At 44.9% G+C, this 14,402-nt stretch carries 15 protein-coding genes; 11 read left to right on the forward strand and 4 right to left on the reverse strand.

Annotated elements, in window-relative coordinates; genetic code table 11:
* Positions 1-15: 15 nt before the first annotated feature.
* The 4 genes from hisB to hisE are packed head-to-tail and all read left to right on the forward strand — an operon-like array spanning position 16 to position 2,007.
* A complete protein-coding gene (gene hisB, locus CAN90_RS07845; protein WP_085833287.1) occupies positions 16-594 on the forward strand; it encodes an imidazoleglycerol-phosphate dehydratase HisB in 579 nt (192 codons plus the stop codon).
* Positions 595-609: 15 nt separating this feature from the next.
* Positions 610-1,338, forward strand: coding sequence for a 1-(5-phosphoribosyl)-5-[(5-phosphoribosylamino)methylideneamino]imidazole-4-carboxamide isomerase (gene hisA, locus CAN90_RS07850; protein ID WP_085833288.1), 729 nt, complete (start codon positions 610-612; stop codon positions 1,336-1,338).
* On the forward strand, positions 1,331-1,687 hold the full coding sequence (hisI, locus tag CAN90_RS07855; protein ID WP_085833289.1) for a phosphoribosyl-AMP cyclohydrolase: 357 nt from the start codon (positions 1,331-1,333) through the stop codon (positions 1,685-1,687). The genes hisA and hisI overlap by 8 nt, the downstream gene beginning before the upstream one ends.
* Positions 1,684-2,007 (forward strand): phosphoribosyl-ATP diphosphatase, encoded by a 324-nt coding sequence (hisE, locus tag CAN90_RS07860; RefSeq protein WP_085833290.1) that lies wholly within the window; start codon positions 1,684-1,686, stop codon positions 2,005-2,007. Before hisI ends, hisE begins: the two co-directional genes overlap by 4 nt.
* Before the next feature lie 127 nt (positions 2,008-2,134).
* Here hisE and CAN90_RS07865 read toward each other — a convergent pair whose 3' ends face one another.
* Together CAN90_RS07865 and CAN90_RS07870 are read right to left on the reverse strand one after the other, a co-directional pair.
* On the reverse strand, positions 2,135-3,058 hold the full coding sequence (locus tag CAN90_RS07865) for a YncE family protein (RefSeq protein ID WP_085833291.1): 924 nt from the start codon (positions 3,056-3,058) through the stop codon (positions 2,135-2,137).
* A gap of 386 nt (positions 3,059-3,444) precedes the next feature.
* Positions 3,445-3,735 (reverse strand): hypothetical protein, encoded by a 291-nt coding sequence (locus CAN90_RS07870; RefSeq protein ID WP_242953602.1) that lies wholly within the window; start codon positions 3,733-3,735, stop codon positions 3,445-3,447.
* Between the two features lie 152 nt (positions 3,736-3,887).
* On the opposite strand from CAN90_RS07870, the gene CAN90_RS07875 reads away from it, so the two are divergent.
* Positions 3,888-4,130 (forward strand): helix-turn-helix domain-containing protein, encoded by a 243-nt coding sequence (locus CAN90_RS07875; protein ID WP_085833292.1) that lies wholly within the window; start codon positions 3,888-3,890, stop codon positions 4,128-4,130.
* Between the two features lie 40 nt (positions 4,131-4,170).
* Here CAN90_RS07875 and CAN90_RS07880 read toward each other — a convergent pair whose 3' ends face one another.
* Positions 4,171-4,677: a GNAT family N-acetyltransferase gene (locus CAN90_RS07880; protein WP_085833293.1), complete on the reverse strand. Its 507-nt coding sequence runs from the start codon at positions 4,675-4,677 to the stop codon at positions 4,171-4,173.
* 30 nt (positions 4,678-4,707) lie between these two features.
* On the reverse strand, positions 4,708-5,664 hold the full coding sequence (locus tag CAN90_RS07885) for an RluA family pseudouridine synthase (RefSeq protein WP_085833294.1): 957 nt from the start codon (positions 5,662-5,664) through the stop codon (positions 4,708-4,710).
* 298 nt (positions 5,665-5,962) lie between these two features.
* Between CAN90_RS07885 and pyrE the strand changes: the two genes are divergently transcribed.
* The 6 genes from pyrE (at position 5,963) to CAN90_RS07915 (ending at position 14,352) form a co-directional block, all read left to right on the forward strand.
* Complete coding sequence (gene pyrE / locus CAN90_RS07890) at positions 5,963-6,541, forward strand: orotate phosphoribosyltransferase (RefSeq protein ID WP_085833295.1); 579 nt, start codon at positions 5,963-5,965, stop codon at positions 6,539-6,541.
* Between the two features lie 39 nt (positions 6,542-6,580).
* Complete coding sequence (locus CAN90_RS07895) at positions 6,581-7,309, forward strand: JAB domain-containing protein (protein ID WP_242953603.1); 729 nt, start codon at positions 6,581-6,583, stop codon at positions 7,307-7,309.
* Between the two features lie 81 nt (positions 7,310-7,390).
* On the forward strand, positions 7,391-7,837 hold the full coding sequence (locus CAN90_RS07900; RefSeq protein ID WP_085833297.1) for a hypothetical protein: 447 nt from the start codon (positions 7,391-7,393) through the stop codon (positions 7,835-7,837).
* 172 nt (positions 7,838-8,009) lie between these two features.
* Positions 8,010-9,971, forward strand: a complete 1,962-nt coding sequence (uvrB, locus tag CAN90_RS07905) for an excinuclease ABC subunit UvrB (protein WP_085833298.1) — start codon at positions 8,010-8,012, stop codon at positions 9,969-9,971.
* Positions 9,972-10,089: 118 nt separating this feature from the next.
* A complete protein-coding gene (gene uvrA, locus CAN90_RS07910; protein WP_085833299.1) occupies positions 10,090-12,933 on the forward strand; it encodes an excinuclease ABC subunit UvrA in 2,844 nt (947 codons plus the stop codon).
* A gap of 132 nt (positions 12,934-13,065) precedes the next feature.
* A complete protein-coding gene (locus tag CAN90_RS07915; protein ID WP_085833300.1) occupies positions 13,066-14,352 on the forward strand; it encodes a glycosyl hydrolase family 18 protein in 1,287 nt (428 codons plus the stop codon).
* Positions 14,353-14,402 lie beyond the last annotated feature (50 nt).

Below are 14,402 nucleotides of genomic sequence, written 5' to 3' on the forward strand. Positions count from 1 at the left end.
AGAGGAGAACAGGCTATGAGAACAGCAGAGCAATTTCGTAACACAAAAGAAACGGAAATTCGTGTTCAGTTGGCACTGGATGGCGGAGAGACAAAGATTACAACCGGTATCGGTTTTTTTGACCATATACTTCAGGCCTTTGCCACTCACGGTAATTTTGGCTTGCAGGTTCAGGCAAAAGGCGATTTATATGTAGATGGTCACCACACGGTAGAGGATACCGGTATTGTACTCGGGAGGGCATTTCGCGAGGCCTTGGGGAATCGCTCTGGAATTGCAAGGTTTGGCAGCTTTTATGTGCCCATGGATGAATCACTGGCATTTGCGGCGGTTGATGTAAGCGGCAGGCCTTTTTTGGTATTTCAGGCAGAGTTCCCGCAGCAAACGATAGGAGCATATGATGCTTGCCTTACGGAGGAGTTCTTCCGCGCCTTTGCCATGAATGCAGAGCTTACCCTACACACAAGGGTAGAATACGGAAAGAACTCGCACCATATGGTAGAGGCAATGTTTAAAGCTGTGGCACATGCTCTGCGTATTGCCATAGCGGAAACAACACCGGGGCAGGTGCTTTCTACCAAAGGCAGCTTGTAAGAAAGAGGGGATAGCATGATTCTTCTTCCGGCAATTGATATAAAAGATGGCGAATGTGTTCGTTTGCGGCAGGGCGATTACGATACCGCGCACAAGGTGGCGCAAGACCCACTAGTAACCGCATTATCCTTTGCAAAATCTGGGGCAAAGTGGATTCATATGGTCGATTTAGATGGCGCAAAAGCGAAGCAACCTGTTAATAGCGAAGTGTTCTTAAAAGCATTGGAATCTGGTCTTAAGGTTGAGGTTGGTGGGGGAATACGTACACTTGCAGATGTAGAGTATTACCTATCGCGTGGGATTTCCCGGGTAATACTTGGCTCGGTTGCTTTGTATGACCCATCGCTTGTTCAAGAAAGTGTGAAACGCTGGGGAGAAAAAATTGCAGTTGGTATTGATGCCAGAGAGGGAAAGGTTGCTGCCGAAGGGTGGACGAAAACCTCCAAAGTGGATTTTATTGAGCTTTCAAAGCAGATGGAGCAGGTTGGTGTAAAGTTTATAGTCTTTACAGATATAGCGAAAGATGGTATGCTGACCGGCCCAAATCTTGAGCAGCTTCATCAATTGAACCAAGCAGTATCATGCCATATTATTGCAAGTGGCGGTATTGCAAATTTGCAAAATATTCAGGATTTATGCGCATTAGAGCTATATGGTGCCATTTGCGGAAAATCACTTTACAGTGGCACGTTAAATTTAGAGGACGCAATTCGGGTAGCACAAGGAGAAAAACAGCATGTGTGAAAAGCTAAAAGCCTTTACAGATAAAGATTTAAAATGCTTTTTTCAAAAAGCAGAACTGATTCCTGTAATCGTGCAGGAGAACTCGACAAAGAAAGTGCTCATGCTTGCTTATATGAATCGGGAATCCTTGGCCAAAACGCTTGAAACAGGGTACACTTGGTTTTACAGCCGCTCCCGGCAAGAGCTTTGGAACAAAGGGGCTACCTCCGGGCATGTACAAAAAATAGTGGAGCTTTATACCGACTGCGACGACGACACATTACTTGCAGTGGTGGAGCAAACCGGTGCTGCCTGCCATACGGGGAATCATAGCTGTTTTTACCGAACCATTGAGGAGGGAATGCAATGAACGTGCTAGAAGAGCTATACCAAACTGTAGAAAGCCGAAAAACAGAGTATGCAGAGGGGTCTTATACTCGCTACTTATTTGAAAAAGGGCTTGATAAGATTCTAAAAAAATGTGGTGAAGAATGCAGTGAGGTCATCATCGCCGCTAAAAATGGAGATAAAAAAGAAACGGTGCTAGAGCTTTCAGACCTGTTGTATCACCTTACCGTCCTCATGGTAAATGAAGAAATATCATGGGAAGAGATTGAGGATGAGCTCAGCAGACGTGAGCTAAAAACAGGCAATCTAAAGCAGTTCCATCAGGTAGATAAAAACACATAAGATATAAAATTTGTCGCTGTGAATCCTTATAAAATGAATCAAACCAAAAGCTCACGGTATCTGTTTTACCGCGAGCTTTTATAATATATCATCTATTTTTAGAGGGTTATCATGAAAGCAGTATAAATTAACCAACCATCACCGCTCCTGCTGCGGTGCCGCCAATGGTTACCGTAGCGGTAACTGCCGCCGTATTTGTGTTAATAATCGATAGTGTGGAATCCCCCTCGTTGCATACTACTGCAAGAGGGTATGCCTTACTTGCAGCTACTGAACCGGGAAGAGAACCTACTGGAATGCGGCTAGTAACTTTTTTGCTGTATAAATCAACGACAGCTGCCTTGTTTTCGTTTTTCAGGGAAATAAGGCAATGTTGCTCCCCGTTAATAAAGGCGATTCCACTCGGGGCGGAGTCTAAGCGAACCTCTTCTTTTGCCACATTATTATACGTATCAATCAAAATTAGGCTGTCGCTCTCTTGCCCGGCTTCAAGCACAGTTGGCACTGTACGAGCCGAGACAATATGATTGGGTGAACTACCGGATTTCAGCAGATGAATAACAGCATGAGACTGCAAATCCACAGCTGCGGTTTGGTCAAGAGAGGGTAAGGTTAAATAAGCGGTTCTGCCGTTTGGTACAACAGTCACGCTAGATGCAGGAGCAGGGAGTGATATGGAGGAAACCTCCTCCAAGGTATGGGCATCCATTACCAGTAACACCGGATTTGTATCAAACACGACATAGAGAAAGCTGCCGCAGGGGGAAACAGCCAACGCTTTTGGGGAATGTGAGAGCTTTTTGGTATCCATCTTGTTTTCATGGGTTAAATCCAGCTTCTGAATGGTTTTAGAAATGTAATTAGCCACATAAGCACAACTGCTGTTCGGGCTCATGGCAATACCATATGGATCTGAATCTTCACCGCAAGAAATTTGCATGGTCTGTTTTTCGTCAGCAATATCTACTACTGCGATTCTTTTGTTACTTCTGTCGCAAATGTAGACCAAAGGGTGGCAGCAATATACAAGGCTGTCAGAATACAAAGACATTTCGCAAGTCTCCTTACTATTCATTTCAGTTTCATGGTTCAGTATATGTTCCAGTGTGAAGAGGTGTTTATATGCCAACCGGTAAACAGAGAGCACGAAATGCCTATTGGTAGCAATGATTCAAAGTAGAATTGTGTCATATGTCATTCGAAAAGCATGACCTTTGTGTATTAAGTTGAAGTTTTTGAAAGAGTTCACTCCCATTCATTTAACATCTCGTTTATTTTCGTACACGTCGTAGCCTTATTATCCGTGGAATCGTATACCCGAATATGCGAAGTTAACGGTTTTGTATTTTGCAGTGTTTCCCGTGTGCAAATTCAATTTTTGAGGTATAACTTGATTACTGCAAGTGATTATTTCTAAGATATAGCCCAAAAGACCTGTCATCCTTTTTCGTGATGACAGGTCTTTTGTTCTTTTTTAGCAGATTTTTGTTCGAATAATAGCAGCTCCAGCAGGCATGCAAGCTTAAGATTATCCGTAATAAGCTGAAAGTGCGGCTCGCCCGGTTGGGTTTGTATTCGAACGGCTTGTAAAACGGCGACTTTTCTTTTGCTGCCTGGCTGTAAACGAAGCCGGTATTCACAATCATCCACTGGAACGGTTACTTCATAGCTGGCATCCAAGGGGGTGGAATGAACCTTGTTGCTGCAAATAGTGCAGCATAAAATCATATTGGTCTTGATAAAGCTGACGAATAAACATCTTTTTTTATCCTTCCATACATAATTAGGCTACCAATAGCCTAATAGTAGCATGCGTAGCCTATTTTTTCAAGTGTTTTTTTATATTCTTAAGATAAGTAATAAATACAGGAGTGAACGCAATGACTACAACAGAAGCGATTCGTAACCGTATTCTGCAACTTAGTGAAGAAAAGAATATATCCATTAATAAACTGGCTAATATTTCTGCTCTTCCGCCATCTTCGCTTAAAAATATTTTGTATGGAAAAAGTCAGAACCCAAAAATTCTTACTATTAAAATGCTTTGTGACGGTTTGAACATTACTTTAGGGGAATTTTTCAGTGCAAAAGAGTTTGATAATCTTGAGCAGGAGCTAAAATAAAAGGCATTGCCGAATCTATCGGCAATGCCTTTTGGCTTTTTTATTCTCGAATAAGGGAATAGAGTTTCATATCTAGTACTTCTCCGTTTTTAATAGCATTTTTTCGAAGAATGCCCTCCAGAGTAAAACCGGCTTTTTGGAGTATACGACAGGAGGCAGTGTTATAGGCAAATGGTTCGGCAAAAATACGGAGAATATCACTATTCTCAAATACATAGTTGCAGGTTTGCTGCACGGCTTTTGTACCAATCCCCTGCCCCCAGTAAGGCTCTGCAATGTAATACCCTAGCTCCGCAGTGCGAAAATGAATGTTCGCCTGCCGGAACACGGCGATGCTACCAACTGCTTTGCCGTTTACATCAACGGTAAAGGCATATTGGCTGCCCGGTTCAGCGCCGAGCATGGCGCGAATGTAGTTTTCCGCATCGGCAAGTGTGTAAGGGTAGGGCAGACCATCCCGCAGGTTTTTTAATATATTCGGGTTGTTTAGTGCAGCGGCCAAATCGGCTGCGTCGCTTAACCTCCAAGTGCGAATAGTGCCTACCATCTCATACCCCTTCTTCCTAAAGTAAGTGATTTAAAATGAATAAAAGTCCTTTAAAAACCAGATTTCTTTTGCCTCAAATTCTCGTTGGTTCAAGTAATCTAAAATTCCTGCCGGGGTAGAAAACTCGAACTTTAGCTTGTAGGAGTAAAGTGCCTGATAGGGAAACCCAGTTTTTTTGTTCTCACGGTTTGTTCCGTATTTGCCGTCTCCCGCCAAGGGGTGCCCAATGGATGCCATATGCGCCCGGATTTGGTGAGTACGCCCGGTGAGCAGGTCAATCTCCAACAGGCTGTAAGAGGCTCGCTCCTCTAGTACGCGGTAGCGGGTACGAATACTCTTTGCGCCCGGCGCACCATGATTGGAAATGTACACTCGGTTTTGGCTTTCATTTTTCTCAAGGTAGCCTTCTAAAGTAGCCGATTTTTCTTTCATGCGCCCACACACAATGCATAAGTACAGCTTTTTCAGCTCACGGTTCTTTACCTTTTCATTTAAGATTCGTAAAGACTCTGCGTTTTTTGCCGCCATTACTATGCCGCCGGTATTGCGGTCAATTCGGTTTACAAGTGCTGGCGCAAAGCTGTTTTCTTCCTGCGGGCGGTATTCACCTTTGTTATAAAGATAATGCTGCACACGTGCGATTAAAGAATCAAAGTGGTAGTTTTCATCTGGGTGAACAATCAGTCCAGGCTTTTTATCCAGAATTAGAATGTTTTCATCTTCAAATAGAATATTCAGCTTCAGTGGTGCTTTTAAAAAATCGTAATCCTCCGGCTCTTGCTGAAAGAACTCATCCTTTAAATACATGGTCAAAACATCACCTGCATTTAAACGGGATGAAATATCGCATCGCTTTCCATTGAGCTTAATGTCCTTTTTGCGAATACTCTTGTAAAGCATTGCCTGCGGCAGGTTGCGGTAGGTTTTGGTCAAGAATTTATCAAGACGCTGGCCAGCGTCGTTATCACCAATGGTAACGGATTTCATATGGTATCCCCTTAAACTTATTTACTGTTTTAGTATAGCATAAAATCGGTTTGTGTTAAAAGAGAAATGTGCTTTAAATTCGCATTGTTTTGCACAGTAATCAAGAACTGCTCTTTGCCTTATTTGAACCAGTTGATAGGTATGTTTTTTTACGATTCTATGGTATAATCTTTTTTTAGAGATACTGCCTAAAATTCGTGCGAATGAAGATAAACTGACGATAATTAGTATTTAGAAAAAAGCAGTGTTATCAAAAGGCACAACGCAGTGGATATGAAAAAAAGGGGACAGCAAATCGATGATTACACAAGAAAGAGTTCTCGAAGTTTTAAAAGAAGCCAACGTTCTTTTGGAGGGGCATTTTCGCCTTACCTCTGGCCGCCACAGTAACCGTTACCTGCAATGTGCAAAGGTGTTCCGCAATACCAAATATAGTGAGGAGCTTTGCGGTGCGTTGGCAGAGCATTTTGCGAATGATGGTGTTGAGGTAGTCATCGGCCCTGCTATGGGTGCGGTGCAAATGGCTTACGAGGTTAGCCGTGCGCTGAAATGTGAAAACTTTTTTGCTGAAAGAGAAGACGGAGCAATGACACTTCGCCGTGGCTTTGCAATTACCCCCGGACAGAAGATTTTAATAGTAGAGGATGTAGTTACCACAGGTGGCTCCGTTCGTGAGGTTATTGAGCTGGTTCGCGCAGCGGGTGGCGATTTGGTTGGCGTTGGTTCTATTGTAGACAGAACCGGCGGAAAAATTGATTTTGGTGTACCGTTCCGCTCCGTTATCTCTCTTGAGGTTGAATCGTGGGAGCCGGAAGACTGCCCTATTTGCAAAGAGGGTAAGCTGGAGCTGGTCAAGCCCGGCAGCCGTAAGGTATAAGCCACAGGCACAATACCCCATTCCTTTTAGAAAGGCGGAGTGCGATTGAAAACGGAACGCATTCCTGAAAAATCCGAGGCGATTCATGAGGGACACCGAAAACGGGTACAGGAGCGGTTCTTAAAAGATGGAATTGATGGCTTTGCCTCTCACGAGATTTTAGAGATGCTCCTCTTTTTTGCCTTCCGTAGAGGAGACACAAACGAGCTGGCGCATCGCTTAATCGACCGTTTTGGCTCTTTATCCGGTGTGTTTCACGCGCCTTACGAAGAGCTGCTTCGTGTTGCGGGGGTGGGTAAGGTATCTGCTCATCTAATTAAGCTGATTCCTGAGTTATGCCGCGCGTATTATGAAGACTGCCACAAAGAAAAGGTTCGTGTATTCGAGGTAGAGCAGGCTGCGGAAATTTTGCGAAGAAAGTACATTGGCCGACAGAATGAGGTAGTGGTACTCCTTTTGCTTGACAGCCAGTGCCGTTTGCTTTCTTGTGAGGTGGTAAACGAAGGCACGGTGAGCACGGTGCCGGTTTATGTGCGGCGTATAGTTGAATTGGCAGTGCGCTACAATGCAAGTGCCGCGATAATGTCTCACAATCACCCCAGTGGGAACCCGGTTCCCTCACGGGGAGATATTGAATCTACCATCTCGGTGTTCCACGCATTACAGGCGGTGAATGTGCCTCTGCGTGACCATATTATTTTTGGTGACCAAGACTATGTTTCGCTTTCCCATTTGGGTATTCTAAAAGATATTATGGAGCCTTTCTAAGGTATTATGAACGAGTAAAGGGTTGTCGCTATTGCGATAACCCTTTTGCTATCCATGAAATCCAAAAATAAGGAGGATACCATGAACTGGAATCTAAAACAAATTTTCATGCCACATCCAAATAAAGAAGGGGATTACCCCAACTACGAAAATAAACTGCAGCCACGAATGCAATTTTCAACTCGTGAAATAGAATCCCTTTATGTTGAGCATGAAGAAGAAATCATGAGGATTGTAGCCCATGAAATTGCGCAATACTTATCGGATGAGAGCGTTTGCAATGATGATGAAGATATGTTCCCCCGCAGGTGCGAAATGACAGGAGAGTGGTATGTGGGAGAAGTGGAATTATTTGGTGAAGATAATCAAATTAGCGGTTATGTGCTGACTCGCTTTTTAGGGTACAACTCTCCCAACTCTGCAAGGATGCCCGTAGACGATTATTTGGGTCTGGAAGTTTGGGTTACATTTGACCAAGAACACGGCAAATTTGTATTTGAGGGTGGCCTTAATAGCTCATCTATTTAATTTATTATAGAAAAGTAGGACATTTAGAATGAGGTTGCGGCTGTTGACAAAAACGAACAAATGTACTATTATGATAAAAATAGATTTTCCATATATGGAAAGAAGTGAATCTTACGGTATTGACTTCTTCTGTGGTAAAATAGAGTGAAAAACTGCGATGGGGAGGGGAAGCATGGATTTTAAGCTGGTTTCAAAATATCAGCCCACTGGTGATCAGCCGCGTGCCATTGAGCAATTGGTGGAGGGGCTTAATAAAGGGGACAAGGAGCAAACACTCCTTGGTGTTACTGGTTCGGGTAAAACATTTACCATGGCGAATGTAATTGCAAAGGTAAATCGGCCAACACTGGTTTTAGCACACAATAAAACATTGGCGGCACAGCTCTGCTCGGAGTTTCGGGAGTTCTTCCCCGAAAACGCGGTAGAGTATTTTGTTAGCTATTATGACTATTATCAGCCGGAGGCCTATATTCCCACCACAGATACGTACATTGAAAAGGATTCTGCAATTAACGATGAAATTGATAAGCTTCGCCACTCGGCGACCTCTGCGTTGGCAGAGCGCCGCGACGTTATCATCGTGGCGAGTGTTTCTTGCATATATAGCCTCGGTAACCCAATTGATTACCACACGATGGTTATTTCACTTCGCCCGGGAATGCAGAAAAATCGGGATGAGCTTTTAAAAAAGCTGGTAGAGCTGCAATACGAACGAAACGACGTGAACTTTGTTCGTAATAAGTTTCGGGTACATGGGGATGTTGTTGAGATTTTTCCGGTTCAGTCCAATGAAAACGCAATTCGTGTGGAGTTCTTTGGTGACGAAATTGAACGTATTACAGAAATAAACGCACTAACCGGTGAGTTAAAGGCATTTCTAAAGCACGTTGCGATTTATCCCGCTTCGCACTATATTGTGCCCCGCGAGAAAATGATGGTTGCTGTGCAGCAGCTTGAAGAAGAAATGCAGGAGCGGGTAAAGCTCTTTGAGTCTGAGGGTAAGCTCATTGAGGCACAGCGAATTCGGGAGCGCACGCTGTATGATGTAGAAATGCTTCAGGAAATTGGCTTCTGTAAAGGCATTGAAAACTATTCTCGTGTCCTCTCAGGCCGTGAACCGGGCAGTGCTCCGTTTACGCTGTTCGATTATTTCCCGGAGGATTTCCTATTGTTTGTGGACGAGTCTCATGTTTCTTTGCCGCAGGTTCGCTCGATGTATGCCGGAGACCGAGCGAGAAAAGAGACACTGATTAATTTTGGTTTCCGTCTGCCGTCTTCATATGACAATCGTCCGCTTAATTTTGATGAGTTCTATGAGCGTGTGAACCAAGCAGTTTTTGTGAGTGCCACGCCAGGTGATTTGGAGCTGCAAAAATCGGCACAAATCGTTGAGCAGGTGATTCGCCCCACCGGCCTCGTTGACCCTGAGGTCATTGTAAAGCCGGTAGAAGGGCAAATTGACGACCTAATCTCTGAAATAAACCTGCGCACCGCCAAAAACCAGCGTGTTCTAGTGACTACGCTTACGAAGAAAATGGCGGAAGATTTAACCGCTTACTTTGAAAATATGGGTATTCGAGTGCGTTATATGCACCACGATATTGATACCGTGGAGCGTATGGAGATTATTCGTGACCTGCGTCTAGGCGAATTTGATGTTCTGGTAGGCATTAACCTTTTGCGAGAGGGAATCGATTTACCGGAGGTTTCACTTGTAGCTATATTGGACGCAGATAAGCAAGGCTTTTTGCGTTCCGAACGCTCCTTAATTCAGATTATTGGCCGCGCGGCTCGTAATGCTGAGGGTCAGGTTATTATGTATGCGGATTCTGTAACACCCGCTATGGAAAATGCAATACGTGAGACCCAACGCCGCCGTGAGTTGCAGAAAAAGTACAATGAAGAGCACCATATTACTCCGAAAACCATTATTAAGAGTGTTTCGGATATATTGGAAATCTCATCCCACAAGGAAGATGGGAAGGAGAAAAAAGGTAAGCGCATGAGTGCGGCAGAGCGCAAGCAAACCATTGAAAAGCTCACTCGTGAAATGAAAGCTGCCGCTAAGCTCTTAGAATTTGAGCATGCAGCGTACCTGCGTGACAAAATCAAACAACTTAGCAGCGGAAAATGATAGCTCTTTTTGGGAAGAAGTAGCCTTTTGCTTCGCTCAAGGAGTAGGTAGGGAATAACAAGATTACAGCACAGCCCGATAATAATTGATTTCATCAGGCTTCGGAGGATAAAATTGTATGACGGCAAAAAACATTCTGGTTAAAGGCGCAAGAGAACACAACTTGAAAAATATAGATATTGAGATTCCTCGCGATGAATTGGTCGTGCTTACGGGTCTTTCCGGCTCCGGTAAATCATCTCTCGCATTTGACACCATCTATGCAGAGGGTCAGCGCCGCTATGTGGAATCTCTTTCTTCGTATGCCCGCCAGTTTTTGGGGCAGCTAGATAAGCCAGATGTAGATTATATTGAAGGCTTGTCACCTGCAATCTCTATCGACCAAAAAACAACATCCAAAAACCCCCGCTCTACGGTTGGTACAGTAACTGAAATTTACGATTATCTCCGTTTGCTGTATGCACGTATTGGGATTCCACACTGTCCGGTTTGCGGGCGGGAAATTAAGCAGCAAACGATAGACCAAATAGTAGATAAGGTACTTTCTCTGCCAGAGGGTACTAAAATTCAAGTGATGGCACCGGTTATTCGTGCGCGCAAGGGCGAGCATGTTAAGGAGCTGGAGGCGGCTCGCCGCGGCGGCTTTGTTCGTGTGCGTGTGGATGGCATTTTATATGACCTTTCGGAGACAATCAAGCTCGAAAAGAATAAAAAACACACCATCGATATTGTGGTTGACCGTCTTGTGATTCGGCCGGACATTCGTTCTCGCTTAGCAGATTCAGCAGAAACCGCTGCAACCTTGGCGGACGGCTTGATGATTGTAAGCGTAGTGGACGGGGAGGACCTGCTTTTTTCACAGAACTACGCTTGCCCGGAGCATGGCGCTAGTATAGAGGAGCTTACTCCTCGTATGTTCTCCTTTAATAATCCGGCGGGAGCATGCCCTAAATGCACGGGTCTCGGCGTTTTTATGAAAATTGATCCGGCTCTAATTATTCCAGACAATCGACTCTCCATCAGTAAAGGCGGACTGAAGGGCAGCGGCTGGGCAATGGAAGGCAGCAGTATTGCCGCTATGTACATGAATGGTCTTTCAAAGCATTACAATTTTTCACTCGATACACCCTTGGGCGAGTTATCGCCTGAGATTATTGATATTCTTTTATACGGTACTAAGGGTGAGAAAATTGAGCTGGAGCGCACGAGTGAGTACGGTTATGGCAAATATAAGACTGAATTCGAAGGTGTAATCAATAATCTGGAACGCCGCTTTCGCGATACGCAAAGCAGCTGGATTAAAGAAGAAATTGAATCGTATATGAGTGCGATACCTTGCGATGAATGCAACGGAAAGCGATTGTCTGCCGTTAGCTTAGCCGTAACAGTTGGTGGCGTAAACATTAGCGATTACTGTGAAAAATCTGTTTCAGACGCACTTGCATTTATCGAGCAGCTCGAGCTAACTCCTCGTGAGAGCATGATTGCCAAGGCAATTCTCAAAGAAATCAAGAGCCGTTTGGGCTTTTTGCAGAGTGTTGGCTTGGAGTATTTAACGCTTGCCCGTTCAGCGGGTACGCTTTCTGGTGGGGAAAGCCAACGCATTCGTTTGGCAACGCAAATCGGGTCGTCTCTAATGGGTGTTCTCTATATTTTGGATGAACCGAGTATTGGATTGCATCAGCGAGATAACGACAAACTGCTCGGTACATTAAAACATCTTCGCGACATTGGTAATACTGTTCTAGTAGTGGAGCACGATGAAGAGACGATGCTTGCAGCTGACCATATTGTAGACATTGGCCCCGGTGCGGGCGTACATGGCGGCTACGTGATTTATAACGGCCCTGCAAAAGAGATTGTTCACTGTGAAAAATCCATTACGGGGCAGTACCTGAGCGGAGCAAAGCGAATCGCTTTGCCGGAGAACCGCCGTGAGGGCAACGGGAAGCAGCTCACTATCGTTGGGGCTACGCAAAACAACCTGAAAAATCTCACCGTGAAAATTCCCTTGGCGGAATTCGTGTGTGTTACCGGCGTTTCGGGTTCGGGTAAGTCTTCCCTTATCAATGAGATTTTGTATAAATCGTTAGCGGCACAGCTCAATGGCGCGAAAACAAGACCCGGCGCTCATAAAGAAATAACGGGTGTAGAAGAGCTGGATAAGGTAATTGAAATCAATCAGGCACCGATTGGCCGCACTCCGCGCTCTAACCCCGCAACGTATACCGGTGTATTTACCGATATTCGAGAGTTGTTTGCTTCTACACAAGACGCAAAACTGAGGGGCTTTAACTCTGGTCGTTTCTCCTTTAACGTAAAGGGTGGGCGCTGCGAAGCCTGCCAAGGAGATGGTATTCTAAAAATAGAAATGCACTTTCTGCCGGATGTGTATGTTCCGTGCGATATTTGCAAGGGCAGGCGCTATAACCGTGAAACGCTTGAGATTCGTTACAAGGGCAAAAATATATACGATGTGCTGGAAATGACGGTGGAGGAAGGGCTAGAATTCTTCTCCAGTATTCCAAAAATTCAAAGAAAGCTGCAAACTCTATATGATGTAGGGCTTGGCTATATTAAAATCGGCCAGCCTGCCACTACCCTTTCTGGCGGTGAAGCACAAAGAGTAAAGCTTGCCACAGAGCTTTCAAAACGGCCGACTGGGCGCACGATTTATATATTGGATGAACCAACGACTGGCCTGCACATTGCAGACGTTCACCGATTGATCGATGTGCTGCAAAAGCTGGTGGATACGGGAAACACCGTTTTAGTAATTGAGCATAATTTGGATTTGATTAAAACAGCAGACCATATTATCGATTTAGGCCCCGAAGGCGGCGACCGCGGCGGCACGTTGGTGGCGGAAGGCACACCGGAGCAGGTAGCAAAATCTAGGAAATCGTATACCGGTCAGTATTTAAAAATTGCATTGGAGCGAGACAAAGCAAGGCAAAAATAACCTTTGTCCCTGTTTTACGAATACTCCTCTCTTTTCATAGCATATATTTTAAGGCATCCTGCATTTTTAGCGGGATGCCTTTATCAATTTCTAAGTGAGCAAGTATAGTACGGAGAAAGAGGAGCGTTGACAATGACAATTCATGTAGTTAAGCCGGGAGAAACAGTATATTCCATCGCAGCTATGTACGGTGTTTCTGCGCGCGATGTCATTCAGTATAACGAATTGGACGAACCGAATCGTTTGGTGCCCGGCCAAACCATTGTCATTTTGTTTCCGCGCCGCGTACACGTGGTGGAAGCGGGGGATACGGTATATTCCGTTACCCAACAGTACGGAATTACCATCAATGAACTGTATCGCAATAATACGAAGTTGGGGGCGCTTCCTATTATAAGACCCGGGGAACGGCTCGTGATTTCTTACGAACAGCAGCGTCTGGGGGCGATGTCGGTAAACGGGTATGCGTATCCGTTTGTTGACCGCACTCTATTCCGGCAGACAATGCCGTTTATGACGTACATGACCCCGTTTACCTATGGCTTTACCTTTAGTGGTGATTTAGTTCCGCTCGAGGATGAGGATTTAATTAATATCGCCTTGCAATACGGCGTTGCGCCACTGATGCACCTCTCAACGCTAACGGAGGATGGTGGCTTTAGCAATGAGCTTGCACACCGTGCACTGAATGATATGGAGGTACAAAATCGTCTGTTAGATAATATTTTAATCAATCTCAGGCAGAAGAATTATAAGGGATTGGATGTTGATTTTGAATTTATCTTTGTTGAAGATCGGGATAAGTATACGGCTTTTATTCGCAATGCGACACAGAAGCTGAACCCAGAGGGGTATGAGGTAATTGTTGCCTTAGCTCCGAAAACCTCCAGTGACCAGCCCGGTCTATTGTACCAAGGCCACGATTACGGAGGGCTGGGTGCAGCCGCCAACGGCGTATTACTAATGACCTACGAGTGGGGCTATACCTACGGCCCGCCAATGGCAGTTGCACCCATACCCAATATACGCGCGGTGCTGGATTACGCAGTAACGCAGATAGCACGCAATAAAATTTATATGGGGATGCCGAATTACGGTTACGATTGGCCGCTGCCATATGTGCGTGGCACAACGAAGGCGCAGTCCATCTCTAATGTGGAAGCAGTGCGTTTGGCCAGGGAAAATAACGCAGAAATATTATACGATGAAACAGCACAAACGCCTCACTTCCAATATTCTAATACCAGTGGAGAGCTTCATGAGGTATGGTTTGAGGATGCCAGGAGCATTCAGGCGAAGCTCGCGTTGGTGAGAGAATATGGTTTTCTGGGAATTGGGTATTGGAATTTAATGCGGCCGTTCCCACAGAATTGGCTGGTGCTCAATGCCCTTTACAATATTCGCGCCTTTCAGGGATAATAAAAACCGCCTGCGAAGCGGGTAACAATATTTCAGGTTTATATTGGCTA

It is taken from the genome of Clostridium merdae (assembly GCF_900176635.1).
Taxonomy (GTDB): Bacteria; Bacillota; Clostridia; order Oscillospirales; family Acutalibacteraceae; genus Faecalispora; species Faecalispora merdae.

What these genes read in the sequence shown, in the direction of transcription:
- uvrA (WP_085833299.1), top strand. Translation starts at nt 10,090, where the DNA reads ATGACGGCAAAAAACATTCTGGTTAAAGGCGCAAGAGAACACAACTTG.
- CAN90_RS07880 (WP_085833293.1), bottom strand. Translation starts at nt 4,677, where the DNA reads ATGGTAGGCACTATTCGCACTTGGAGGTTAAGCGACGCAGCCGATTTG.
- uvrB (WP_085833298.1), top strand. Translation starts at nt 8,010, where the DNA reads ATGGATTTTAAGCTGGTTTCAAAATATCAGCCCACTGGTGATCAGCCG.
- pyrE (WP_085833295.1), top strand. Translation starts at nt 5,963, where the DNA reads ATGATTACACAAGAAAGAGTTCTCGAAGTTTTAAAAGAAGCCAACGTT.
- CAN90_RS07915 (WP_085833300.1), top strand. Translation starts at nt 13,066, where the DNA reads ATGACAATTCATGTAGTTAAGCCGGGAGAAACAGTATATTCCATCGCA.
- hisI (WP_085833289.1), top strand. Translation starts at nt 1,331, where the DNA reads ATGTGTGAAAAGCTAAAAGCCTTTACAGATAAAGATTTAAAATGCTTT.
- hisA (WP_085833288.1), top strand. Translation starts at nt 610, where the DNA reads ATGATTCTTCTTCCGGCAATTGATATAAAAGATGGCGAATGTGTTCGT.
- CAN90_RS07870 (WP_242953602.1), bottom strand. Translation starts at nt 3,735, where the DNA reads ATGATTTTATGCTGCACTATTTGCAGCAACAAGGTTCATTCCACCCCC.
- CAN90_RS07900 (WP_085833297.1), top strand. Translation starts at nt 7,391, where the DNA reads ATGAACTGGAATCTAAAACAAATTTTCATGCCACATCCAAATAAAGAA.
- CAN90_RS07865 (WP_085833291.1), bottom strand. Translation starts at nt 3,058, where the DNA reads ATGTCTTTGTATTCTGACAGCCTTGTATATTGCTGCCACCCTTTGGTC.
- CAN90_RS07885 (WP_085833294.1), bottom strand. Translation starts at nt 5,664, where the DNA reads ATGAAATCCGTTACCATTGGTGATAACGACGCTGGCCAGCGTCTTGAT.
- CAN90_RS07875 (WP_085833292.1), top strand. Translation starts at nt 3,888, where the DNA reads ATGACTACAACAGAAGCGATTCGTAACCGTATTCTGCAACTTAGTGAA.
- hisB (WP_085833287.1), top strand. Translation starts at nt 16, where the DNA reads ATGAGAACAGCAGAGCAATTTCGTAACACAAAAGAAACGGAAATTCGT.
- hisE (WP_085833290.1), top strand. Translation starts at nt 1,684, where the DNA reads ATGAACGTGCTAGAAGAGCTATACCAAACTGTAGAAAGCCGAAAAACA.